This is a genomic window from Acinetobacter gerneri DSM 14967 = CIP 107464 = MTCC 9824, from assembly GCF_000368565.1.
In the GTDB taxonomy this organism is placed as follows: Bacteria; Pseudomonadota; Gammaproteobacteria; order Pseudomonadales; family Moraxellaceae; genus Acinetobacter; species Acinetobacter gerneri.
Genome location: NZ_KB849544.1, coordinates 192,021 through 215,447 on the forward strand (window position 1 = coordinate 192,021; position 23,427 = coordinate 215,447).

The window sequence follows — 23,427 nt, forward strand, 5'->3', positions numbered from 1 at the left end:
TCAGAAAAAATTAAAAATGAGCCTATGAAGACTTTATGGTAAATTAAATATATATGAGCAAATACAATTGCTTATATGAAAAATGTAAAAATTAGGATAATTTAAAATATAACAGAATTTGCAACAAGCAAAAATCTGTTATATTTTTTTTAATCAAAACTGTTGCTATCAATTGTCTTTTTTTTAATAGAAAATAAATGCGTAATCTAAGGTATTAGCACAATGTTTTTGACTCCAGAACTTAACACAATCTCAACTTTGATCGAAGGGCATACGTTTTCAAGTATTGCTGAAAAGTATTTGGAGCAAAAGTTTTTCAATTTGGAAGCAGCGTTGTTACGCGCTAAAGTCTTACGTGGTTTATCCAAAGAAAACACGACTTATATCATACAACCGAAGGTTGTAGAGAACTCTCTAGATATTGCTTATCTTTTTTCAGGCTTCATTTTATCGAATTTAAATAATAGAGTTTATTATCATACACAAAGATCTGAAGTAATTTTAAATATATTAAATTGTTATTATAAAGCTGACAAATCTCCAAAGTTAAAATCAGACAGTATTATAAAAAATCTCAATCTATACTTGGATATTAACCCTTGGGATTTTAGTGAAGAGGATTTTATATATTTCTCATTAATTAATGCATTATGTCGAAGTGATTTATCAAATATATTTATCATAACAAAGATAAATTTAAATAGTGAATGTATTAGCAATATTGAAAAACTATTTAAATTAAAAATACATGTGTTAAATAATAAAATTAATACCAATATTGATTTGGATAATATAAATTTGGAGAAATTATTGTTTAAAAATAAAGACCAAACATATATTAATTTATGTCAAAGTTTTTCTATAGTGAATGCACCTTTGGTACAAATCTGCAATGGCTATGAACATTTTCAGGCAACCAATCTAGTTGAAGATATGTTTTATTCAGAGCATATTCATGAGAAAATGTCAGTTTATGGGGAATACATTCAAACAAGATTGCAAAATAAGAATTTGTTTTTATAAGAGATATGCTACTTTTTAGCGTTTTATTTTTATAATTAATCCATTATTATTGATATAAATTTTAATTACTTATTTTTATCTTTAATTTCATTTATTATTCATAGGGAAAGTTCATCTCTATTTTAAAAACTCCCAGATAATATAACCCAAACCAAATCCTAAGAAAGAGTAGAGTGTAATGATAAAGAAAACAAAACTTGCTTTGTTTTTCTTTTTAAAAAAATTCATAATAAATTCCTCATTCAATTAATATCAATATAAAAACATTTTTTACTATTTTTGTCAATAAATTATTTGGATAAATTAATATTTTATATAATGTATCCAGGTTATTTTAATTAGTTTTTTATTTCTAAATTATTCACATTGTTTAATTTTAAAAATAGAAAGAAACTTGGTAGGAATTATCAAAAAAAGCATTAAAATAAAATGATCGGGTATTGGGGTAAAAATTATCATACAGTCACATTTGCTATGAGTCATTTAATTTACTTTGCGTAGACAACTTCCTTACTTTGTTTTCGGACAAATGAGAAATATATTTCGCAAGAAAACCATTTGTCGAACAAATGGGCATACATCCTGAGCAATTTTTAAAGCACTGCTTTAAAAATTGCGGAACCCCCTAGACCAACGAACGGCATCCTGCCTTAATTACAAATTTTATTAAGTTTTAAAGCAAAATGATTAAAATATTGAGGAAAATATGACTTACGTAATAACTCTAATATATAAAGTCTCTTCCTCATGAGTAAAAATCAAAGTACTGATTTGGTAGCAGCGTAAGACGTAGTGAGAAAAAGCTTAGGATGAGGGGAAATTTCTATGTTCATCTAGGAGTCTAAAAAAGTGAATGAACTGACATCTTGAAATATTAAAATGAATATAATTCACTGCATATTTCTAAAAAGATCGTTAGTTTATAAAAATGATCCGATCGAGACGTACTCTTTTAGACTTTTAAGGATTACCTAGATCAATACTTTTCTAAGTCTTCATATTTACTGTAAACACAGCTATAGCAAGTATTTAACGGAAGCTACACAGTAAAAAAATATACGCAATAAAATATTTTCATCATTTTTCTGATTTCTTATCCATTTTCTTAACTCATAAATATCTAATAAATATAACAAAAAACACATAAGTGAATTTCACTCATCTTAGACTTAGATTAAATCATTTTTATTCATGTATTGCTTCAAGTATAAATATCTCCATTGAAGAAATTTAGATTTAGAAATTAGGCAGTAGCACCATGAGTAAAGAATTTGCATGTTCAATTAAACGTATTCGTTTTGATGAGAACTATCTTCCAGCAGACAGCACACGTCTAACCACTAACTTTGCAAACTTAGCCCGTGGTGAGTTTCGTCAAGAAAACTTGCGCAATACTTTAAGAATGATGAATAACCGTTTCAACGCTTTAGCTAACTGGGATAATCCAGAAGGCAATCGTTATTCAATCGAATTGGACATCATTTCTGCGGATATCGATATTGAGGGTAACGGTGAAACTTTCCCATTCATCGAAATGTTGAAAAGTACTATTGTTGATCATCAAACCAATGAACGTCTTGAAGGCATGATCGGCAACAGTTTTTCATCTTATGTTCGTGATTATGACTTTAGTGTTGTTTTGCCAGCTTATTTCAGTGGTCCTCATGATTCTGATAAACCTGAAGGTTTTGGTGATCTCCACGGTAAACTTTATCAATATTTAGTTAATTCTGAAGTATTTAAAGCTGAATTTGAAAAACAACCTGTAACTTGTTTAAGTGTTTCAACTTCTAAAAAATATTACCGTACAGGCAATCAACATCCTGTACTTGGTGTGGAATACAAACAAAATGAATATTCACGTACTGATGAATATTTCAAAAAAATGGGCTTACAAGTACGTTATTTCATGCCTGCAAATGCAGTTGCGCCATTAGCATTTTACTTTAGCGGTGATTTGTTGCGTGACTATACTGATATTGAGTTGATCAGTGCGATTAGTACCATGGAAACATTCCAAAAAATCTATCGCCCTGAAATTTACAATGCAAATGCAGCGGCTGCTGAGGTGTATCAACCAAGTCTTGAATTCCCTGATTATTCATTGACTCAAATTGTATACGACCGTGTTGAACGTGGTCAGTTGGCAGTAAAACAAGGTAAATGGACTGAAGAAAACTTTATCAAACCATATAAAGATATTCTTGAGCAGTGGGCTGCCAAATTTTCAGTAGAAAATAAAACGACTGAAACTCAAGCCGCATAATTTTATTTACCAAACATATAGGGTCTGTTGATATTTCACAACTGAATTGCGTTGTTAGCTAAAATTGAGCAGGCAAGGCACGAAATGCAGAGAATGGCGAGACCATTTTCAAATTTCGTAACGAAGCCTGAGATAATTTTAGCTACAACCCTGTGGGACGAGAGTATTTTTTGATGCTATTTCGTTGTAGCTTGATCATTTAGATGACTAAATTTCTCAATCTACGCCTCATACCATCTAAAAAATACTCATCGTCGCAACCAATTTGAAATGTCAACAGACCCTAATTAACTTATTAAATTCAGAAGATTAGAAATGAAGAAAATTTTACTACCGACATCAACCGCTGGCAGCCTTCCAAAACCATCTTGGCTTGCAGAACCAGAAAAACTTTGGTCTGCTTGGAAATTGCAAGATCAAGAGTTGACTGACGGTAAACTTGACGCATTACGTTTGTCATTACACGAGCAACAACAAGCGGGCATCGACATCGTTAGTGACGGTGAGCAAACTCGCCAACACTTTGTAACGACTTTTATTGAGCACCTAAGCGGTGTTGATTTTGAAAAGCGTGAAACTGTGCGTATTCGTAATCGTTATGATGCTAGTGTTCCATCTGTTGTTGGTGATGTTGCTCGTGAAAAGCCTGTTTTTGTTGAAGATGCCAAATTTTTACGCTCTTTGACAGATCAACCGATTAAATGGGCTTTGCCTGGTCCAATGACGATGATTGATACATTGTATGATGGTCATTACAAAAGCCGTGAAAAATTGGCTTGGGAATTTGCAAAAATCCTCAACCAAGAAGCGCGTGAGCTAGAAGCTGCAGGCGTGGATATTATCCAATTTGATGAACCAGCATTTAATGTATTCTTTGATGAAGTAAATGACTGGGGTGTTGCGACTTTAGAGCGAGCACTTGAAGGTCTTAAATGTGAAACAGCTGTGCATATCTGCTATGGTTATGGTATCAAAGCAAACACAGATTGGAAAAAGACTTTAGGTTCTGAATGGCGTCAATACGAAGAAGCATTCCCTAAATTGCAACAATCTAAAATTGATATTGTGTCTTTAGAATGTCAAAATTCACGTGTACCCATGGATCTGATTGAATTGATTCGTGGTAAAAAAGTGATGGTTGGTGCAATTGATGTTGCAACTAATCAAATTGAAACACCTGAAGAAGTAGCGAACACATTACGTAAAGCACTTCAGTTTGTAGATGCGGATAAACTTTATCCTTCAACTAACTGTGGTATGGCTCCTTTATCTCGTGAAGTTGCACGTGGTAAGCTTAATGCTTTAAGCGCTGGCGCAGAAATCATTCGTAAAGAATTATCTGCCTAATCTTCTGCAAGACAATGATGTGAGGATCGCTGTTTAATCAATAAGTAATTATACGATTAGACTGGCATCCTCTGATCTCAACCGTATTTCTACATAAATATTTAAGATTATTCTACACAGTTTTCAAGATTCTGTTTTTAAACAAATTTTGATTATTTACAATAATTTTAAATCTTTGATCTATATAACCTCGATGTATAGCTCAGCTGTTAAAAAATGCGAAAAGTGAAAGCATCATTTCTATTCAAAACTCATTCAGATAATATAGCTATCCACAAACGCATAGCGATATAAAAGCAAGGTTCGATATAGGAACACAGTGATGATTGAAGCTACAGACTTTAAAAATGCAATGTCTTCGTTAACCAGTGCAGTCAATGTTGTGACCACGGTAGGGAAGTCAGGCTATCATGGATTTACAGCTTCTGCTGTATGTAGCGTGACAGATACACCGCCAACTTTATTGGTGTGTATGAATAAATCATCACGTTCGCATGCGCATTTTGTAGAAAATAAAATTCTAACTGTGAATGTGCTTGGCGCACAGCATCAACAACTTTCCAATGTTTTTGCATCTAAAATGAGTTCAGAAGAACGTTTTAAATACGGAAAATGGACAGAATTGGAAACTGGTGCACCTGTTTTAGAAGATGCTTTAGTGAGTTTTGATTGTCAGATTGAACAAATTCAAGAAGTGGGAACACATACTATTTTTATTTGTCCAATTGTTGCGATTCAACATAACCATCAAGAACAAAGTTTGGTGTATTTTAATCGTGCATATCATGAGGTTGGACAAGTCGAAATCGCTTAATTCCCGGTTATACACAATCAATTAAGTCAGTACATCGTGGAATTAATCATATTTTTAGCAATCGGCGCATTAGCTGGATTTGCTGCGGGTCTATTTGGTGTCGGTGGTGGGTTAGTCATCGTCCCAATTTTATATGTCGTGTTTACCCAAATGGGCTATGACCCAGCCGTTGTGATGCACTTAGCCTTAGGAACATCATTAGCAACGATTATTGTGACATCGATCAGCTCATTGATGGCACACAATAAAAATGGTGCAGTGCTTTGGCCAGTCTTTAAAAACCTAGCTCCCGGACTGGTTATTGGATCATTTTTAGGTGCTGGTATCGCAGGCTTACTTTCTCGTGAACATCTACAGTTGGTCATCGGAGTGTTTGTAATCTGGGTTGCTTACAGCATGTTTATGGGTGCCAAAAAAGTTGTCGATGAAAATAAAGCTTTACCATCTACTGCTGCACAAGTCGCTGCAGGAACTGGGATCGGTGTTGCATCAGCAATTTTTGGTATTGGAGGTGGGAGCTTGACTGTACCTTACCTTAACCACTCAGGCGTGGTCATGCAAAAAGCGGTCGGAACTTCGGCTGCTTGTGGTTTACCGATCGCAATCGCAGGTGCTTTAGGTTTTATGTTCTTTGGCATGAAAGAACAAATCAATGTACCAAATACCATTGGTTTTATTCATATTTATGCATTTTTTGGAATCAGTCTAATGAGCTTCTTTACCGCCAAGATCGGCGCAAAAGCAGCACATATACTTTCACCAAGTATGCTTAAAAAATGTTTTGCCATCATGTTGTTTGTTGTAGGCTGCTTTTTTCTTTTTAAAAGCTTGGCTTAGTTAATCCAATTAAATATCTGTATCTAAGTAGATACAGATATTTAGAAAATTTCATTCTTATAAATAAATTGATTTATTTCACTTAAAATAATTATTTTTTGTAAAAAGTCTATTAGAGTTCTTGCATAAGTCACATTTTGCTTCAAAGCATAATAGAATTTTCAATTAAGGCAGGATGCCGTCCGTCGAACAAGGGGGTTCCGCATTTTTTAAAGCAGTGCTTTAAAAATTGCTCAGGATGTATGCCCATTTGTTCGACAATGGTTTTCTTGCGAAATATATTTCTCATTTGTCCAAAAACAAAGTAAGAAAGATTGTCTACGCAAAGTAAATTAAATGACTCACGGCAAATGTGACTGTATGATACTTTTCTTCAAAATACCTGATCATTTTTTAATTTATGAAAGAACTCTATTAAATCAATTATTAACAAATCAAAAGTAAGCGATATTCACCTTTATTTTCAACTGGTGCACGATGAACACAAGGTAGAACTTGCTTCGCGGGATGATCTACTGCCAATCGCCAAATATGCCCTAAACCTAAATTTATAGACTGTGCTCCAGATTTTGCTTGATAGTGCAAATCAAAGAAATATTCTTCTAGAAAATGCTCAAATTCAGCTTCAGGACCACCATGTAACTGTCGAAGTTTTTCTCGAATCTCAGGAATCAAAATTTTTTGTTCAACTTGATCATTCGGCAAAATATCACTCGCTGCACCATAATAAGTACATAAAAAAGTATCAGTTTCTATAGGCGATCGATCGACATGATATGAATAAACATCGGTTGAAATGAAATCAAACTCGTCATCTCGTTCATACTTTTTAAGTAAATTGAGGCAGGGCAATGCTCCAAAATCACTGAGTGATTTGATATCTTGTAAAATTACTTGCCGAGCTAGCTGACCGTTTTCAGTGAGTTTTAATGCAAGAAGATCCTCAATAGAAACTTCAGTAATATCATCTTTTAACTCAAGTTTATCTACAATCTCTTTAAAATCACCCAGCAAATTTCTATGCCAGCAAATGGCGTTCATTTTTCCTTGAAAATGTAAATCTACAAGTTCGGAAAAAGTCGAAACGATACCAATTTGATCGTGATCAAAAAGACTATTTTTCATATTTAAATCAGTGAAAGAATAAAACTAGCCTAATATACACGGGGCTTTGTATAAATGCTGAATGATTGTTGATTTGGGTTAAATTTTAATAGTTTCTATTTTGAAATAATTTTATCAAAACAATGACGCAGCCAAAAGAGTTAAAAACAGAGCAGCATATCAACTTGTTTACGAACACAATCTTAACAGCAAAAGAAATGCTTAACATAAATTAAAAGCAGGCAAACGTAAGCTCTTAGGAGTGTTGGCAAGAGCCATGCAGGTATTTGTGCAAGCTGTTTGTACGCAAGTCGAGAAACGTTCGGATTTCTGCATAACTTATATTATGTTCCTTAGAATACTCGGCAACGTGAATATAATTGTGTGGATTCACGTTGCCGAGCTGTGACAACAGTAGCGTGTGTAGGCTACAGTCTTTAGATATTCTATTTAACATAATAGATTCGTTATGCGACATCCAAGCAACTGACATTTTATTCCAAGTGCTCATCGATCCCCGGATCTAATTTTTATCCCGGAGAATCTAATCAATAATATAAAAAACAATAACTTATGATTTAATAATAACATTCACTTGAATAGTAAACTTGCAAAATATTACATATATTATTCTTTGAATTAAGAGGGCAAGCGTCTACCTACGAACAGGCACAATTTAAATTTTTTGATTATCTTCCTTGATTACAAGTCCGTTTGTCCTTTAACGGCAGATTAGCGATGCTCCGCTCGCGTCGCAACGCTTCGTTAGTAATCAATATCCACTCGGAGGATAATCAATTTCCTTTTTTTATTTCTTCAATATATTTTGTTACATCTTTTGCGGTTAATTGATTTAAATGCTTATAAATCAATGCATTGATAACATCAGCTTCCTCAATTCTTTCCTTTGTTTCAATAATAAAATCGAGTGATTTGTCTTTAATATCCTCGACAAATTCCCCTCTAACTCTATATGTCTTTGATAAATCAATCTTTTTCATGTAACGACCAAACATTGTTTAATGTGATGGTGTTATTGTGTCACAAGTTGTAGTGTTACAAGCAACTATGTTATGTTTTACCCAAAATGTTACGTGCAACATTGTGATGGTGTGAAATGTGTGGCAAAGAATTACTAAACTTTAATTCAAGACAAGAATTCATACAGTGCGCTTTTGAAAGTGTGGCCAAGATCGTTTCTGATCACGGTCAAAGTTGTTTAGATGCTTTAACGCCTGCGATTTCTGCTGAAAAGTGCCTTTTTCATTTGGCTGCTGTTGCTCATGACTGGTCTTATGACCCATCTGTCATAGATGCCTATGCCGTTTTATACAAACAATCAAATCAAGAATTAATTGAAGCATTCGGGGAAGAGTAGTCATGAAAGTTATCCTTTCTCAAATCCATGATTTCGATCAAACATTTTTAGCACTTCCTGAAATCTTTGACCGTCAAAAAGACATTTCTGACGAAATTTATGCACGTACTGCATTTGGTGATGTTTCAGTTTCAGATTCACAAATACTTCGAAATATGCTGGATGGCATAACTCGAAATAAGTTATCAGCATTTGAAAAATCGGCAGTTCAACTAAAGAAAAAAGATGACCAATCTATCGCTGATATATTCGTACAAAAAATAGCCATACCCGCAAAAAACACGGCAGTAAGTCCCTCAGAGACCCCCTTTTATAATATGGGGGTAGCGGATACACAAAAATCATCTGAATCACAGGCTTTTCCACGTCATTTAGATAACTACAAGTTAATTTCTACCCCGAAGGGCGTTTTACCCGTTCTACGTTGTACGCCAATCGAAAACAATATTGTCGGTCTGGACTGGGTGACTTTTAGTTTTTGCGTTAGCACATTTGGTGATAAATACGCTTATCTTGCACCTGATTTAGTTGATCTCTCAGTCGGTGATGCAATAGAAACATGGTTAGATCAATTGCTTTTTGAAATCTTTGGATTTGGTATAGCTCAGAAGCGTAAATGCGGTATTCGTTTTGACAAGTATGGATATGATTTACAAGATAATTTAGGCATGGTTTTGTACGGAAATACAAATAATCGTGTACGTGTCCAAATAAACGGAACGGGTTGTGCTTTGGCTCGAAAGGGTTGGAATGAACAGCTATATAAGTTCCTAAAATATCAAGCAAAAAATCCAAAACTCAACCGTGTAGACATTGCATTTGATGATTTCGAAAGTGAGTTTGTTTCAGTTCAAATGTGTGACCAATGGGATAATGAAGACCAGTTTTTTTGTGGTGGCCGTAATCCTGAAATTAATAAATTGGGCGACTGGAAACGCATCAACGGCAAGGGCTTAACATTTACTGTCGGTAACCGTGAATCTTCAAAGTTTTTAAGATGTTATGAACGGGGTAAAAAAGAGGGCGATTCAATTAGTCTTTGGACACGTCTTGAATTAGAACTTAAATCCAGTGATCGTTATTTGCCTTTAGATGTACTTTTATCACCCTCTACATACTTCAAGGGTGCATATCCTGCTTTAGATTCCTTGTGTAATAAATTACAAGATTTTACCGCACCTGAAAAATGTCAACTTGTTGAAAAACAAGCCAAAATAAATGTAGATAAAGCCTTAGAAATTGTAAAAACACAATTCGGCAAATACATACGTCAATTTAGAAAGTTCATCAATGACGATGTACTTTTAAACCTGATTTCATCTGATAAAGATGAAGTACCAAAACGTCTCAATTTCTCTCATGTTGCTGTTATGCAAGCTTTGAGAATAAATCAGCCAATTATTAATACACAAGTAGATGAATCTTATCCGTTATTTGAGGGTGTTTCTCTGCTTAATCAAACTGCTTATAAGGATTTTATCCATGCTATTTAATTCAACCTACGTGATTTTGGGTGCAAAAAGCTCTAAAGGTGTTTTCAACGGTGTTCAATTTGATAGCACTACGATTTTTTATAAAGCTGATTTGCAGGAAGGTGACAATTTTGTCGGTGAAGTCGGCGAGTCAATTAAATGGGGCACTTCTGATAACTTTGAAAAAATCAAACACTTACAATTCCCACTTACTGCCGATGTGGTTTTGCAACAAGTATCAAACGGTAAAAATTCAACATTGATTCTTAAAGATTTAGTGCCTCAAAAACAGACACAACAAGCGAAATCAGGCACATGATTAATGTAAATTTCAACTTTTGTCCACGTGCTATGAATTATCCAATTGTGTGTCCGTTTTGTGGCACGTACTGGCATCGTGGACAAATTGAAGATCATAAAAGAAATTGTGATCAAAAATAAAGGATTCTAAGAAATGGCATACAACTGCAAGACACTAGTCGAGGGCGTATGTACAGAATGGCAGGAAACTAGTTTTTTGCCAAATTTAGCAACCGCAGATAGAGACACAATTTTGCTGTGGGCTATCTGCATATTTGGATTGGTTTTTGTTGTACGTGAACTAATTCGACTTTTTAAATAAGGGGTTTTTATCATGGGTAAAAATACATCTAAGCGTTTAAGACTTATTAACTCTAATAACTTAAAAACGTATGGTACTGGGGCTGTGCTTTCAACGGCATTATTTTCTTCAAATTCATTTGCTTCTCTTGATGTATCAGGGGCTTTAAGTGGTTCTGACGCTACTTCTAATATTGAAACTGGTGCAGTCTGGGCGCTAGGTATTGCTGTAGTAATTTTTGGTGCTCGTAAAGTTATCGGCTTCTTTAGTCGTTAATCAATTGAGGCTAATAAAATGAATGAATCTGATTTGAATTGGATAATTTTAGGCATTCTTTTATTAGCCTTTTTTAGACTTTTAAAGTAATTAAATATTTGGAGAATTTTTATGAGATTTTTTAAATATTTATTCATTTTTCATTTACTTATTATCTGTAGTTCTGTTAATGCTGATTATCAATGTGGTTCTGCTTTCGGTCCAACAGGTCAAGATGCCTGTACTAAACTTTTTGGGGTAGGTGCAAATTTTAGAATTTTAGATAATGGACGCATGATTTGTGCTAGGCCAGATGGCTCAAATTACCAATGTTATATAGCAGAACCTACATGCCCCTCAGCTCAAGAAGTTACAGTAAAAGTTCCTGTCGATAGCCCTGATTATATCTGTATAGATGGTTGCCAATATGCTTTGTATAAATCATGTGTCGATATTGAGCATGAGGATGAACCAGGTATGACCTGTAGTGCAATTTCTTCAGGAGGTAAATGTACTAGTTCAGGTTCTGGAAATGGTACTGGTTCAAATTCTGGAAGTGGTGCAGGTTCTGGAAGTGGTTCTGGTTCAAGCTCTGGAAGTGGGGATGGTTCAGGTTCTGGAAGTGGGGATGGTTCAAGTTCTGGAAGTGGGGATGGTTCAGGTTCTGGAAGTGGGGATGGTTCAAGTTCTGGAAGTGGGGATGGTTCAGGTTCTGGAGGTGGGGATACGACAAATAACAATACGACAAATAACAATACGACAAATAACAATACGACAAATAACACGACAAATAATAATGGTGGCTCAGGAGGTGGTGATGGTGATAAAACAAATAATAACAATGGCTCTGGTAAAGACTATACAGGAGTTTTAGACAGTATTTTCAATACATTAGGAGAGATAAAAGATTGGCTATTTGGTGAAGCAGATACATCAATGTTTGGTGATAATAAGCCACCAGATCAGGAACTTTCTAAACAAAGTTTAGATACAAATGCCTTTGGTTCTTACAAACAATGTCCTCAAGATCGTACTTTATCTATGAATTTACTTGGACGACAATCATTTTCTTATACTTTTAGTTTTTCTACCTGGTGTGAATATTTATCAATGTTCGGTTTGTTTATATTGATATTTTCATATTTAACAGGTGCTTATATAATTGCGAGTAAATCATAATGCCGCAGATACTTATAACAATTTTGGTTGCTTTTACTTCTTCATTAGTCGCACGTTTATTACTCGGTGCTGGTCTCGCTTTTCTATCTTACACATGGATTAATGACTTAGTAAAACAGGCTCAAAATGCCATGTTTGGGCTATTTCATAATATTCCTTCGGACATTCTTGGGGTACTTGGCGTTTTAAATATTCCACAAGGTTTATCAATCATCATGTCAGCAGTTGGCATAGCTGCTTTTATTAAATCGGCAAAGTTAGCATTAGGAAAAAGTTCGAGCTGAGCGCGAGGAGTAGGAGCATGCGACCGCCCGACCGACGCGCGACAGCGAGAAATTTTGATGAGGTAATTAAATGCTTTATTTAATTTCGGCACCACCCAGAACAGGTAAAACACTTCGAGCAATCAAAATCATTTTTGAGCGACTTAATGAGGGTCGGATTGTTTATACAAATATTATCGGCATAAAAATAGATGGTGTTATTTCAGTTTCATCAAATATAGATCATCCTTTTGACTGGCGCGATCTGCCCAACGATAGTGTTGTAATTTGGGATGAAGCACATGAACATCCAGCTTTTTCAGATCGAAATTTAATTCGTGATAAGGATAAAATGGCGCAAGTTAGAGAAATTGGAACATCATTACTTTTACATGGTCATTTCGGTTTTGATATCTATCTCATTACCCAAAAGCCTAATTTATTGCATGCGGACGTTTTAGCTGCTGTTTCAACACATTATATTATGCGTCGTAAATTCGGTATGGATATGGCTGTTATCTGGGAGTTTGGCGAAGCCATAACAACATTTTCTAAAAGTTCTGCTGATTCGGCTCTTAATAAGACACTTTGGAAATATCCAAAGCATCTTTATAAATTTTATGTGTCATCCGAAAAACATAACGTAAAATTTACATTTCCGATTAAATATATAGTATTCGCTTGTATACCACTTTTATTGTTTTATTTTGGTTATTCTAAAGCTTCTGATACAACATTTTTCGGGCTATTTGGTAAGAAGGAAAAACAAAAAACTGAAGAAACTATTAAATCAAATCAGGAAGTTAAGCCACAAATTGTACATCTTGATAGTGATGATCCGACCAAGAAAAAACTTGAAGAATTACAAGCCCAAAGTCTTGGAATCACTGTTGACCAATTAAGAGAAATGAGAAAAGAAAAACAGCAAACAGAATGTAAAAAACTTGAAAATATAAATAATCCTGAATGCTTGGAAATTTCAAAAAATCAATACAATTCACTCAATAATTCAGGTAATTATCCTATTTCTTACAATCCAAATGATCCGTACGACACACAAATATCAGAACGAATAAACGTGCAGGTGACTGATTTTCCGCGTGTATCAGGTTGTGCTAAATATGACGGAAAGTATTATGCATTTGATCAACAAGGTAATCGCATGAATGTTGATTCAACTGTTTGTAAACGCTGGTTTTCTGGTGAAAAACCGTTCAATTATTTTGCAACTAACAATCAATTTGGTCGGTCTGGTTTTGTAAGTACAGAAACATTTGTAAATAGTTCTACGCAACAAAATCAAACATTTGATCGCACTCAAGATGTTCAATATGCAAATAATTATGTTCAAGAAACTCCGACGCTTACACACAATAAATATGCAATAAATGGAGCAAATGCGCTGTAATTATTAATAGAGCTGAGTGTTAACGAAGCGAACTGAGAAAATTCGAGCATCTTTCCCTGTTGATTACATTACAAAATCAAGTGAGCAATCATGTAGCTGTGCGGAATGATTAGCGACCGCAGATTTTTAACACGGTATGAGCAGTCTATAATATGCGGGTAGCGATGCACAAAATATGATCAATAGGGCTGTTTTATGGTAAATCGGCACATCTACAGAACATACTTTTATGATCGCAATATTGGGGCATTACAAAAATCAGATTACATATTTATGCGTGATTCACTCGAAAAATATTTGGATCTAGCGAGGGAATTAGATGTAGATAATTATGACGAAATAGAAAGGCTAAAATTATTATTTATAAAATTAGATCATCATATTTATAGGCTTAGATAAGCGCAGGATTTCGGCATAACGAATATTATGTTACTTAGAATACTCGGCAACGTGAATATAATTGTGTGGATTCACGTTGCTGAGCTGTGACAACAGTAGCGTGTGTAGGCTACAGTCTTTAGATATTCTATTTAACATAAAATAAAGTTATGCGACTTCAGAATGACCTAATATAACCCAGTGCATTAATTGCTGCTATGCGTTCCTCTTTATTATATTTAGGTTTGGAATTAATTATTTTTATAAGAAAATCTTGTGCTTCATTTCCTCCAACATTACCTAACACACTGATTGCAGCAAGCCTTTCTTCTTTACTTTTACCAATTTTGGTTTCAATAATTTGGATAAAAAATGGGATACATTTTTTATTATCTATAGAATAGTTACCTAACGCAATTATAGCGGCAATTCGTTCCTCCTGTGTTCTTCCAGCTCCTGCATTAATAATACTCAACAAAGTTGATTTTATAATATCTTCAGACATGACTTTTCCTTTTTAAATAAACTATAATTTAAAATATTTCAGGGGCTTTTGCATATGTCATATGATACTGAAAAATATAAAGCTTTATTTGACTATCAGAAGGTGCAATATGATGATGAACGTAGTAGATACTCAAAGTTAGAAGATAAATCATCTAAGTACTTGACTTCATTAACCATAGTTATAACTGCTTATACTATTATTGTTGGGAAATTTCTTAGTATTTCCAATGAAAATATTAATTGTTTGTTATTCGCTATAATTGTTTTTTTTATTTGCTTTACTTTTTTAATGTTTTGCTTTGCATGGCTTTCTATTTTTAAGAGTCTTAAGTTAAGAGAAACCTCAAAGATGCCTTCAGATAAAGAACTTATAGAGATGTTTGATAATTATCCTCTAGCTTCAGTTTATATCTATTTATCAAACCTTTATGATGAAGGTGTTGTTAACTATAGAAATATAAATGCAGATAAGTCAGAATCAATGCTAGAAGGTTATACGGAGATAAAAGTAGCAATGTTATCTTTTGTTATAACAATTTTTTTAATATTTTTAACAATGGTTGCAACGAAATGACGAAACAGAAAGACTCTCAAACTAAACCTCATCAAAAACCTCCAGTGATAAAGGATGGTCCAACACTGGTTACTTCTTTAGAAGGGAGAAAAATAGTTGATCACAAAACTGTAAAGGATGATAGAAAGTAACGATAAAAAAGAGTCCGCGCTATCTAATGGTGGACTCTTATCATTTTTACATTTCGATAACAAAAAAGCTTAAGTCATTATTTTTTAAAGATTTCAAAAAACAAAATTATATATCTTGCATTGCAAGACTATATATCTTGCATATCCAATATATATCATATTGGTTTTTAAAGATTTATCTCAATTTGCCACCCTTTAAACATTAATGAATACTCTCAAACGGGGCATAGTTTCATTGGTGGTTTGAATCTAGATTAATCTATCTTATCAAGTACTTCTTCGCGATATTTTATAACTTCATCAGCCTTTAGATTCTTAAGGTGATACTTGATAAGAGCATGAATTACATCAGATTCTTTCATTAAAACTTTTTTCTCAATGACGAACTTCATCAAAGCTTCTTTGATGCTGTCAACTTCGTCATCTCGAATTTTATAAACCTTAGCCATAACTTTGATTCCACGTTAAAAAGTAACTTAGTTTTATTTTAAACTTAATTTAAAGTTGTAAAGTTACTTTTAAAATGATTTAATCCCAACTATAAATTGGTAACTTTTAAATAAGGTAACTATGACTGCTATAGCGTTCCAAAATCATCTCGATTTCATCCAGGCTGCTTTCAATCAAGTTGCCAAGATTGTTGCTGAACATGGTCATCCATGCTTAGACGTATGTTGTCCTGCGGAATCTACAGAACAATGTCTTGAACATTTAGCAGTAGTTGCAAGTGATTGGTCCTATGACTACTCACTCATTGATGCTCATTTAGAAACCTATAAAAAAGCCAATGCTGAAATTCGTGAATTTCTAGGAGAGTAGGGTAATGGACAAGGCATGGGAACTGATTAATAAAATCCAAGACTTCGATCAAAATATTCATCAACTGACAGAAGTCTATGAACAATCACAATCCATCATGGATGAAATTGTCTTAGCTGCCACATATTCAGAAATTGATCTTCGTGTTTGCCAAAATCTTAAAGATTATTTGAATGGTATTGTTCAAAACAAATTGAACTATTGCCAACAGCTCATCACTAAAAAGCAGAAGCAACCTCAAAACAATTCAGTCATTCAAACCTTTGAACATAAAATAGCCAAAGTGTTGGTAAACACGACAGAATCAACTGCCAAGCAAGATATTCAACCCCCAATTTATAATATGCGGGAAACGATTGACCAAATATGCATCATGTACCCAGACATAGAGGTCATAGCCACGCAGACTTGCGTAGGCTCGACTAATACGCAAGTCGAGTAGCGATCTGATTTCGGCATAACTTAGATTATGTTCATTAGGATACTCAGTAACGTGATGTATAATTGTAGATCATCACGTTACTGAGCTGTGGCAACAAACAAGTTGTGTAGGCCACAGTCTTAGATATTCTATTTAACATAATATACATTATACGAAATTAAAAAATGGAGCCTAAAGCTCCATTTTTTAATAACTTTTTTTAAATTGCTAAGCGTAAATTCAGTGCTTTTACAACTTTAATCACAGTATCAAAACTAGGGTTAACATCACCAGAAAGTGCTTTGTAAAGACTTTCTCGGCCTAAGCCTGTATCTCGTGATAATTGAGCCATTCCTTTAGCTTTTGCAATGTTACCTAAAGCCTTTGCAATGAATGCGGCATCGCCATTAGATTCTTCAATACATGCTTGTAAGTAAGCCTGCATATCATCCTCTGTTTTAAGATGCTCAGCACTGTCCCATTTGCGAAGTTTAATAGCCATTTATAGCTCCTCCTCTAAATCTTGTGCCAATTGCAGGGCAAGTTTTATATCTTTACTTTGCGTAGACTTATCTCCGCCTGCTAAGAGAATAACAACCCTTTGCCCTTGCTTGCAGTAATAAATCCTATAGCCTGGCCCAAAGAAGAAACGTAATTCAGAAACACCTTCACCGACCGGCTCAGTATCTCCAAAGTTTCCATCTTCAACCCGATCAATTCGGACTTGTATGCGTCTTTTTGCCTGCGGGTCTTTTAACTTGGTGAACCAGTCATCAAAGACTTCAGTGGTATATATTGAGTACATAAGTAGAATGTATCCTATAGGATACGTTTATGCAAGAAATAAACTTGATATTTGGGGCTCGAAACTGTGAATTTCGTATAACGCCCATTATGTTAAATAGATTAAAATTGAGTCATTTATCTGAAAGGATTTCTAAGATATTCCTTCACCATAGAAATAATTAATAGTGCACTAATCAAAACTAGAATTGCTATAAGAATCCAAAACATAAAAACCACAAATATTAAACATTAATCACACAATAATAATATTTTTCTGAGCATTAAGTAACTGATATTTGAATTCTTTTACAAGTTTAGGTTTTTATTAAGTTTTAATTAACTGTAAATTTTTTTAATTGGTATAGAATTTAGAAGTAGTAAGCTATTTAATTGTTTATTATGGAAAAAATTAAAGAATCTTTATCTGAGAAAAGGTGAGCACAAACTTATTTTGCAATTAATATTCATTTGTAGGGCTAAATTTCAAAAGTGGACGAATGACCCACATCATTTACTTTAGGTTTCTTTTCTTGATTTTAAGAAAAATAATTCAAACAGCAATCAATAAAATAAAGATCAGAAATTCCATAAGTATCCTTTAAAAATCTTTAGTTTTCTTAAAATTAACATAATACACCTTATGCGAAATAATTGTGTTAGAACCCATTTAAAGTGTCTATATTCTCACCAATAAAAATGTCTAGTTTATGATGGTTTTTATCACCATGGACTGGATATAAATATAGATGCTGATCACTATGTCTGACAAAGAAATTCAACGGCTTGCAGTTCTGCAAGACGTTCGAGATCATCGTATTACCCAGGTCCGTGCTGCTGAAATCCTAAATCTTTCCACCCGTCAAATTACCCGGTTATTGCAGAAGCTCAATCAAGATGGTGTCTCAGGTATGGCACATGCCAGTCGTGGTCAACCTGGCCATCGTCGCCATGATGACTTGTTAAAATCAAAGTGCCTTTCCATTATTGCTGAACATTTGCTGGGCTTTGGACCCACCTTGGCGCATGAGAAGCTCAGCAGCATGTTTGACCTGAATATCCCGGTAGAAACGCTTCGGCGCTGGATGACGGCCAATGACCTGTGGATTCCGCGATCCAAGCGCCTGAAGCGTCCATATCAGCCACGTTATAACCGGGATTGCTTCGGTGAACTGATCCAAATTGATGGCTCATATCATGACTGGTTTGAAGGTCGAGCTGCAAAATGCTGCTTGTTGGTTTATATCGATGATGCTACTGGAAAGCTGTTGCATCTGCGCTTTTGTGAGGCTGAAACGACCTTTGACTACATGCTTTCAACCCGAGCCTACATTGAACAATACGGCAAACCTCTAGCCTTTTATAGCGACAAGCATTCGGTATTCAGAGTTAATAAAAAATCCAGGCAAGACAGCCAGATTACGCAATTTGGGCGGATTCTGAATAATTTGAACATCGATATTATCTTTGCCAACTCACCCCAAGCCAAAGGTCGTGTGGAACGTGCCAACAGAACCCTTCAGGACCGTCTGATCAAAGAGATGCGCCTGGAAGGCATCGGTTCGATTGCAGAGGCCAATATATGGTTACCCTGCTTTATTGAGCAGTTCAATCAGAAGTTCGCCAAATGTGCGCGAAACTCAAAGAACCTGCATCGGCCATTAACCGAATCTGATCTTGAACTGGATGATATTTTTACCTGGCAGGAACCGCGTAAGGTCACCAAGAATCTGACCCTGACCTATGACAAGTGTATTTATATGCTTGAACCGACAGAGCTGAATCATAAGCTTGTTGGGCAATACATTTCATTTCTGGAGTACCCGGATGGTACTGTGGCAATCATGCATGAAGGACGGAAGATCAACTATAGAGTCTTCAATAAACTGGCTGGACTACAGCAGAATGATGTGGTTGAGAATAAAAGATTAGGTTCGGTCCTGGCCCATATCCAGCAGCAACATGAGGAATTGGAGAAACAGAATAAACGTTCCCGTCTCAAGAAAAGTATGCCGAGTCGTAGAGCTCAGAAAAATATTATTAAACAAAGAAAGTTGAATCCTGTACTTGACTCTTGTAGTTAAAAACAGGACATTTTAAATGGTTTTTCGCATAGACATTTTAATTGGTGAATAACAAATTGATATTTATTTATTGAGTACTCATATACTTATCTTTATAGCTAACTTCATTTCATCCATTTGATTGCACAAAGAAACTTTAAAACCAAATCTTAACTATGAAGATAAATTAACTTTATATAAGTCACGGCTGCAACTATTCGAAAACATTGCATAACACGCAATCAGTTTAAATTGGTGTACCTCAATCATCTGTACTCATGATTTAACACTAAATGTTTTGCCCAACTCTGGAGCTTTATCCCCTAAACATGAACAGCTTAGCGTCATCGATATTCACAAATATGCATACAGCATCCTTTTACGCCTACCACTAACTCAAGCATTTACAGCAATATTCACCCGACATACACACATTGAAAATCGTAATATTGAAAAAAAGTTATTTAGAATTCAAACTTATGGATTTACCTCCCATTTAAATGTGATTTACCATGCGATTTATATATTTTATGCAAAATAAATCATTATCTCTACATGCGATTTTTAGAGAATCTACTGACTATGTGTAATCAAATTAATTCTATTTAAAACAAATACATTTCATTGTTTTAGCTTTTTAAAAAATAGTTGTTTTGTTAAGTAATTTTTTCACAAAAAAAATTGTAATTTGATTTTTTTATACTAAACACACAATTGTATGAAAGTTTGTATTTTTAATAAAATTATATATATGTTTTTTATATTTATATTAAATATTATTAAGTCTTATTTTATCTAAATAAACTGTAATAATAAATTAGTTATGTGTGATATTGAATATTTTAAATCCTTTAATTACAATAACAAACGATTTATAATAAATTGTATGATCAATCATAACATTTAAGCAAGGAGTGTAAAAGTGAACAAATATCAATATTTAAAATATATTATTGTTCAATTAAATTTAAACATATTTTATATAAAAAGACCTATTTATCAAGACATTATTGATTAACATTTAATCGAAAATATAGTAATGTCATCTAATATCTATAGATTTATATGACCAAATTGCTTATTTTTAAATCAAATGTGTCGCGATTATAAGATTCTGTTTTTTTTATGTCCTAAGCGCGTATGTTGAATATGACAAGTTTTAATTCTTTTAGATATGGATGATGTAGATTTGGTTAATTAGCATTAATGTGGTTTAAATCACATTTATATTAAATTAAATAAACGATATCTTTATTAAGGGGCTATATAAAGATTTTTGATAAACTTTGCATAAAAAAGAATATCAATATTGTCGTTTAAACCATTTCTTCAAAACCTCAGTTGTTATAATAAATTTGGCTGTTTTTGGTGGTTTTATGAAAAATACTCTAGAAATTGATGCAATGCGTGAATCTGCTGCATCAGTTGTTAATATTATCAAGTCTTTAGCAAACACGGATCGTCTGGTTATTTTATGTCATTTAGCACATGAAGAATTGAATGTTTCTCAGATTGAAGATAAAACACAAATTTTACAACCTACCCTCTCTCAGCAACTAATGATGTTACGTAAAAGTGATGTAGTGCAAACTCGCCGAGATGGGAAACAAATTTTTTATTCGATTAAGGATGAAAAACTAACGATCGTCTTAAATACGTTATATACATTGTATTGTCCAAATGATAAATAAAGTATTATTTATTCAATAGATAATACTTTAAAATGAAATTGGGAGTCTTCCAGACTGTCTTTTAGCATTTTTTTTGCATAATATATAACAAAATGTGATTTAGAAAGTGTTATGGCAGACTCCCAGTTTCGAACTCGTTTTTTCTTTCCAGCTTGGTCATGGCTTAAAGACTATAATCAATCGAAATTTAAATCCGATCTCTTATCCGCACTCATTGTTATCTCTTTACTCGTACCGCAAGGTATGGCGTATGCAATGGTTGCTGGTTTACCACCGATTACTGGTCTATATGCCAGTATTCTCCCGATGATAATTTATGCATTTATTGGTGGAAGTCTCACGCTTTCGATCGGTCCAGTTGCATTGATTTCGATCATGACTTTTGCAACATTAACGCCTTTTTTTGAAGCGGGTTCACCGACATATATTCAAGCTGCCTGTTTATTGGCTTTGTTGGTTGGTATTATTTCGTTTGTACTTGGTGTTTTGCGTTTTGGTTTTTTAATTCGTCTCATTAGTCATCCTGTGATTAAAAGCTTCATTATTGCTTCAGCTGTACTGATCGCTTTTAGCCAAGTTAAATATCTGCTCGATGTTCCGTTAAACGCTGATAATATTGGTGAATTTGTTAAAAGTGCTTGGGAGTATTTACCCTATACCAATATCAACACGCTGATCTTTGGTGTTATTTCTATTTTATTTTTGGCATATTTACCCAAAATTTTAAGTTCTACGCGTATCAAGTTTTTAGGTTCTAAAGCTGTCTTTATTATCAAGGCCTTACCTTTAGTTTTAGTTTTCTTATCGATTGGACTAGTGTATTTTTTCCATATTGATTTATATGGAATTAAAACTGTGGGAGAGATTCCATCTGGTTTTCCTCCTTTAACTATGCCGTATTGGTCTTGGGATCTGGTTATCAAGTTATTACCTGGTGCAGTCATGATTGCTATGGTGAGTTTTGTAGAATCCATTTCTATTGCTCAAGCAACAGCTTTTCAGCAACGAAGTGAACTCAATAGTAATCAAGAGCTTATTGCTTTAGGACTTGCCAATGTCGGTGCAGGTGTTACTGGGGCATTTCCTGTCACTGGTAGTTTATCTCGTACAGTTGTCAATGCAGATGCTGGTGCAAAAACTCCGATGTCAGGGGTTATTTCCTCGATTTTTATTGTAATTGTCAGTTTATACTTCACTGGATTATTCAAACAATTACCATTGGCTGTTTTAGCTGCCACGATTATTGTTTCGATTTGGAAATTGGTCGATTTTAAACCTTTTATCAAAACTTGGCGTTATTCCAAAGCTGATGGTATCGCCATGTGGATCACTTTTTTTGGCGTACTTTGTTTAGATATTTCAACTGGCTTGATTATTGGTGTCGTTTCTACCTTTATCTTATTACTTTGGCGTATTAGCCGTCCGCATATTGCAGTGATTGGTTTGGTTAGTGGCACTCAGCATTTTCGAAACATCAATCGTCATGAGGTTTTGACCAGTCAAAAACTACTGTCTATTCGTATTGATGAAAATTTAACGTTCTTAAATGCAAATAATTTAAAAGAGTTTATTATTTCAGAAGTGAGTAAAAATCCTTATCTGGAACATGTGGTGATCAATTGTTCAAGCATTAGTAATATCGACTTAAGTGCATTAGAAACACTTGAAGAAATGAATGCTGAGCTAAAAAAATTGAAAATTGCCCTACATTTATCTGAAGTTAAAGGCCCTGTAATGGATCGTTTAAAATGTTCTAATTTACTGAATGAACTCAGTGGAGCAATTCACTTATCACACTATCAGGCCGTGCATAACCTTGATCCAACGACTTATAAATAAGGGATTTATATAGCTAAATAACGTGATTATGTAATAGTAATTTAGTTTTTTTAATATTTCAGATAGCTTGTGATTTGAGGCGTAGATTGAAAAATTTAGTGATCTAAATGATTAGGCTATAACAAAATAGCCTCTAAAAACACGCCCATTTCTTTACTTTTCCTGTGTGGTGAAATATTAATAAACGCCTATATCAAATTGAATTATTAAGTGTTTTTATAAAATTTCTTAATAGTTTATATGAATAGCTTTTTTAGGTATAGAATAGCGCCTT

25 protein-coding genes are annotated in these 23,427 nt (G+C 34.0%); 18 read left to right on the forward strand and 7 right to left on the reverse strand.

Translation table 11 applies throughout. From position 1 onward, the window contains the following. The first annotated feature begins 222 nt into the window (after positions 1-222). Positions 223-1,023, forward strand: coding sequence for a hypothetical protein (locus tag F960_RS12125; protein ID WP_004865529.1), 801 nt, complete (start codon positions 223-225; stop codon positions 1,021-1,023). Positions 1,024-1,140: 117 nt separating this feature from the next. Here F960_RS12125 and F960_RS22110 read toward each other — a convergent pair whose 3' ends face one another. After that, complete coding sequence (locus F960_RS22110; RefSeq protein ID WP_004865530.1) at positions 1,141-1,251, reverse strand: hypothetical protein; 111 nt, start codon at positions 1,249-1,251, stop codon at positions 1,141-1,143. Positions 1,252-2,281: 1,030 nt separating this feature from the next. Here F960_RS22110 and F960_RS12130 point away from each other — a divergent pair. From F960_RS12130 to F960_RS12145, 4 genes are all read left to right on the forward strand, one after another. Then, complete coding sequence (locus F960_RS12130) at positions 2,282-3,289, forward strand: DUF1852 domain-containing protein (protein ID WP_004865533.1); 1,008 nt, start codon at positions 2,282-2,284, stop codon at positions 3,287-3,289. A 315-nt stretch (positions 3,290-3,604) separates the two neighbouring features. Next, positions 3,605-4,636 (forward strand): methionine synthase, encoded by a 1,032-nt coding sequence (locus F960_RS12135; RefSeq protein WP_004865535.1) that lies wholly within the window; start codon positions 3,605-3,607, stop codon positions 4,634-4,636. A gap of 322 nt (positions 4,637-4,958) precedes the next feature. Continuing rightward, positions 4,959-5,450, forward strand: coding sequence for a flavin reductase (locus F960_RS12140; RefSeq protein ID WP_004865538.1), 492 nt, complete (start codon positions 4,959-4,961; stop codon positions 5,448-5,450). 36 nt (positions 5,451-5,486) lie between these two features. Continuing rightward, the gene (locus F960_RS12145) at positions 5,487-6,287 is read left to right on the forward strand and encodes a sulfite exporter TauE/SafE family protein (RefSeq protein ID WP_004865540.1); all 801 of its coding nucleotides are present in this window, start codon (positions 5,487-5,489) and stop codon (positions 6,285-6,287) included. A 426-nt stretch (positions 6,288-6,713) separates the two neighbouring features. Here the strand turns inward: F960_RS12145 and F960_RS12150 are convergent, their stop codons facing one another. Both F960_RS12150 and F960_RS12155 read right to left on the reverse strand, forming a co-directional pair. Next, positions 6,714-7,412: a hypothetical protein gene (locus F960_RS12150; RefSeq protein WP_004865541.1), complete on the reverse strand. Its 699-nt coding sequence runs from the start codon at positions 7,410-7,412 to the stop codon at positions 6,714-6,716. A gap of 773 nt (positions 7,413-8,185) precedes the next feature. Continuing rightward, positions 8,186-8,392 (reverse strand): hypothetical protein, encoded by a 207-nt coding sequence (locus tag F960_RS12155; protein WP_020846659.1) that lies wholly within the window; start codon positions 8,390-8,392, stop codon positions 8,186-8,188. Between the two features lie 182 nt (positions 8,393-8,574). Between F960_RS12155 and F960_RS12160 the strand changes: the two genes are divergently transcribed. From F960_RS12160 to F960_RS12190, 7 genes are all read left to right on the forward strand, one after another. After that, positions 8,575-8,769 (forward strand): hypothetical protein, encoded by a 195-nt coding sequence (locus F960_RS12160; RefSeq protein ID WP_020846660.1) that lies wholly within the window; start codon positions 8,575-8,577, stop codon positions 8,767-8,769. Between the two features lie 2 nt (positions 8,770-8,771). After that, entirely contained in the window at positions 8,772-10,262 is a 1,491-nt protein-coding gene (locus tag F960_RS12165; protein ID WP_004865545.1) for a replication initiation factor domain-containing protein, read from the forward strand. After that, positions 10,252-10,560 carry a hypothetical protein gene (locus F960_RS12170; RefSeq protein WP_004865546.1) on the forward strand — a complete coding sequence of 103 codons (309 nt, stop codon included), beginning with the start codon at positions 10,252-10,254 and terminating at the stop codon, positions 10,558-10,560. Before F960_RS12165 ends, F960_RS12170 begins: the two co-directional genes overlap by 11 nt. Positions 10,561-10,875: 315 nt before the next feature. Continuing rightward, positions 10,876-11,118: a hypothetical protein gene (locus F960_RS12175; protein ID WP_004865549.1), complete on the forward strand. Its 243-nt coding sequence runs from the start codon at positions 10,876-10,878 to the stop codon at positions 11,116-11,118. A gap of 111 nt (positions 11,119-11,229) precedes the next feature. Then, on the forward strand, positions 11,230-12,276 hold the full coding sequence (locus tag F960_RS22745; RefSeq protein WP_004865551.1) for a virulence factor TspB C-terminal domain-related protein: 1,047 nt from the start codon (positions 11,230-11,232) through the stop codon (positions 12,274-12,276). Continuing rightward, complete coding sequence (locus F960_RS12185) at positions 12,276-12,560, forward strand: DUF2523 family protein (protein ID WP_004865553.1); 285 nt, start codon at positions 12,276-12,278, stop codon at positions 12,558-12,560. Before F960_RS22745 ends, F960_RS12185 begins: the two co-directional genes overlap by 1 nt. Positions 12,561-12,630: 70 nt before the next feature. Further along, positions 12,631-13,947 carry a zonular occludens toxin domain-containing protein gene (locus tag F960_RS12190; protein WP_004865554.1) on the forward strand — a complete coding sequence of 439 codons (1,317 nt, stop codon included), beginning with the start codon at positions 12,631-12,633 and terminating at the stop codon, positions 13,945-13,947. A gap of 556 nt (positions 13,948-14,503) precedes the next feature. Here F960_RS12190 and F960_RS12195 read toward each other — a convergent pair. After that, the gene (locus F960_RS12195; RefSeq protein WP_004865559.1) at positions 14,504-14,830 is read right to left on the reverse strand and encodes a HEAT repeat domain-containing protein; all 327 of its coding nucleotides are present in this window, start codon (positions 14,828-14,830) and stop codon (positions 14,504-14,506) included. Positions 14,831-14,884: 54 nt separating this feature from the next. Here F960_RS12195 and F960_RS12200 point away from each other — a divergent pair, with 54 nt between their 5' ends. Continuing rightward, positions 14,885-15,406: a hypothetical protein gene (locus tag F960_RS12200; RefSeq protein WP_004865560.1), complete on the forward strand. Its 522-nt coding sequence runs from the start codon at positions 14,885-14,887 to the stop codon at positions 15,404-15,406. Positions 15,407-15,791: 385 nt separating this feature from the next. Here F960_RS12200 and F960_RS12205 read toward each other — a convergent pair whose 3' ends face one another. After that, positions 15,792-15,986, reverse strand: coding sequence for a hypothetical protein (locus F960_RS12205; protein WP_004865564.1), 195 nt, complete (start codon positions 15,984-15,986; stop codon positions 15,792-15,794). Between the two features lie 121 nt (positions 15,987-16,107). On the opposite strand from F960_RS12205, the gene F960_RS12210 reads away from it, so the two are divergent. Both F960_RS12210 and F960_RS12215 read left to right on the forward strand, forming a co-directional pair. Then, positions 16,108-16,356 carry a hypothetical protein gene (locus tag F960_RS12210; protein WP_004865566.1) on the forward strand — a complete coding sequence of 83 codons (249 nt, stop codon included), beginning with the start codon at positions 16,108-16,110 and terminating at the stop codon, positions 16,354-16,356. 4 nt (positions 16,357-16,360) lie between these two features. After that, a complete protein-coding gene (locus F960_RS12215; protein ID WP_004865567.1) occupies positions 16,361-16,798 on the forward strand; it encodes a hypothetical protein in 438 nt (145 codons plus the stop codon). 199 nt (positions 16,799-16,997) lie between these two features. On the opposite strand, the gene F960_RS12220 is transcribed toward F960_RS12215, so the two are convergent. Then, positions 16,998-17,279 carry an addiction module antidote protein gene (locus F960_RS12220; RefSeq protein WP_000985609.1) on the reverse strand — a complete coding sequence of 94 codons (282 nt, stop codon included), beginning with the start codon at positions 17,277-17,279 and terminating at the stop codon, positions 16,998-17,000. Further along, on the reverse strand, positions 17,280-17,582 hold the full coding sequence (locus F960_RS12225; RefSeq protein WP_004865570.1) for a type II toxin-antitoxin system RelE/ParE family toxin: 303 nt from the start codon (positions 17,580-17,582) through the stop codon (positions 17,280-17,282). A gap of 727 nt (positions 17,583-18,309) precedes the next feature. On the opposite strand from F960_RS12225, the gene F960_RS12230 reads away from it, so the two are divergent. The 3 genes from F960_RS12230 (at position 18,310) to F960_RS12240 (ending at position 23,153) form a co-directional block, all read left to right on the forward strand. Next, entirely contained in the window at positions 18,310-19,644 is a 1,335-nt protein-coding gene (locus F960_RS12230) for an ISNCY family transposase (RefSeq protein ID WP_004856465.1), read from the forward strand. 1,355 nt (positions 19,645-20,999) lie between these two features. Then, positions 21,000-21,314 carry an ArsR/SmtB family transcription factor gene (locus F960_RS12235; protein ID WP_004865571.1) on the forward strand — a complete coding sequence of 105 codons (315 nt, stop codon included), beginning with the start codon at positions 21,000-21,002 and terminating at the stop codon, positions 21,312-21,314. A gap of 111 nt (positions 21,315-21,425) precedes the next feature. After that, positions 21,426-23,153: a SulP family inorganic anion transporter gene (locus F960_RS12240; protein ID WP_004865572.1), complete on the forward strand. Its 1,728-nt coding sequence runs from the start codon at positions 21,426-21,428 to the stop codon at positions 23,151-23,153. The last annotated feature ends 274 nt before the right edge of the window (positions 23,154-23,427 follow it).

What these genes read in the sequence shown, in the direction of transcription:
- F960_RS12125 (WP_004865529.1), top strand. Translation starts at nt 223, where the DNA reads ATGTTTTTGACTCCAGAACTTAACACAATCTCAACTTTGATCGAAGGG.
- F960_RS22110 (WP_004865530.1), bottom strand. Translation starts at nt 1,251, where the DNA reads ATGAATTTTTTTAAAAAGAAAAACAAAGCAAGTTTTGTTTTCTTTATC.
- F960_RS12130 (WP_004865533.1), top strand. Translation starts at nt 2,282, where the DNA reads ATGAGTAAAGAATTTGCATGTTCAATTAAACGTATTCGTTTTGATGAG.
- F960_RS12135 (WP_004865535.1), top strand. Translation starts at nt 3,605, where the DNA reads ATGAAGAAAATTTTACTACCGACATCAACCGCTGGCAGCCTTCCAAAA.
- F960_RS12140 (WP_004865538.1), top strand. Translation starts at nt 4,959, where the DNA reads ATGATTGAAGCTACAGACTTTAAAAATGCAATGTCTTCGTTAACCAGT.
- F960_RS12150 (WP_004865541.1), bottom strand. Translation starts at nt 7,412, where the DNA reads ATGAAAAATAGTCTTTTTGATCACGATCAAATTGGTATCGTTTCGACT.
- F960_RS12155 (WP_020846659.1), bottom strand. Translation starts at nt 8,392, where the DNA reads ATGAAAAAGATTGATTTATCAAAGACATATAGAGTTAGAGGGGAATTT.
- F960_RS12165 (WP_004865545.1), top strand. Translation starts at nt 8,772, where the DNA reads ATGAAAGTTATCCTTTCTCAAATCCATGATTTCGATCAAACATTTTTA.
- F960_RS12170 (WP_004865546.1), top strand. Translation starts at nt 10,252, where the DNA reads ATGCTATTTAATTCAACCTACGTGATTTTGGGTGCAAAAAGCTCTAAA.
- F960_RS12175 (WP_004865549.1), top strand. Translation starts at nt 10,876, where the DNA reads ATGGGTAAAAATACATCTAAGCGTTTAAGACTTATTAACTCTAATAAC.
- F960_RS22745 (WP_004865551.1), top strand. Translation starts at nt 11,230, where the DNA reads ATGAGATTTTTTAAATATTTATTCATTTTTCATTTACTTATTATCTGT.
- F960_RS12185 (WP_004865553.1), top strand. Translation starts at nt 12,276, where the DNA reads ATGCCGCAGATACTTATAACAATTTTGGTTGCTTTTACTTCTTCATTA.
- F960_RS12190 (WP_004865554.1), top strand. Translation starts at nt 12,631, where the DNA reads ATGCTTTATTTAATTTCGGCACCACCCAGAACAGGTAAAACACTTCGA.
- F960_RS12195 (WP_004865559.1), bottom strand. Translation starts at nt 14,830, where the DNA reads ATGTCTGAAGATATTATAAAATCAACTTTGTTGAGTATTATTAATGCA.
- F960_RS12200 (WP_004865560.1), top strand. Translation starts at nt 14,885, where the DNA reads ATGTCATATGATACTGAAAAATATAAAGCTTTATTTGACTATCAGAAG.
- F960_RS12205 (WP_004865564.1), bottom strand. Translation starts at nt 15,986, where the DNA reads ATGGCTAAGGTTTATAAAATTCGAGATGACGAAGTTGACAGCATCAAA.
- F960_RS12210 (WP_004865566.1), top strand. Translation starts at nt 16,108, where the DNA reads ATGACTGCTATAGCGTTCCAAAATCATCTCGATTTCATCCAGGCTGCT.
- F960_RS12215 (WP_004865567.1), top strand. Translation starts at nt 16,361, where the DNA reads ATGGACAAGGCATGGGAACTGATTAATAAAATCCAAGACTTCGATCAA.
- F960_RS12220 (WP_000985609.1), bottom strand. Translation starts at nt 17,279, where the DNA reads ATGGCTATTAAACTTCGCAAATGGGACAGTGCTGAGCATCTTAAAACA.
- F960_RS12225 (WP_004865570.1), bottom strand. Translation starts at nt 17,582, where the DNA reads ATGTACTCAATATATACCACTGAAGTCTTTGATGACTGGTTCACCAAG.
- F960_RS12230 (WP_004856465.1), top strand. Translation starts at nt 18,310, where the DNA reads ATGCTGATCACTATGTCTGACAAAGAAATTCAACGGCTTGCAGTTCTG.
- F960_RS12235 (WP_004865571.1), top strand. Translation starts at nt 21,000, where the DNA reads ATGAAAAATACTCTAGAAATTGATGCAATGCGTGAATCTGCTGCATCA.
- F960_RS12240 (WP_004865572.1), top strand. Translation starts at nt 21,426, where the DNA reads ATGGCAGACTCCCAGTTTCGAACTCGTTTTTTCTTTCCAGCTTGGTCA.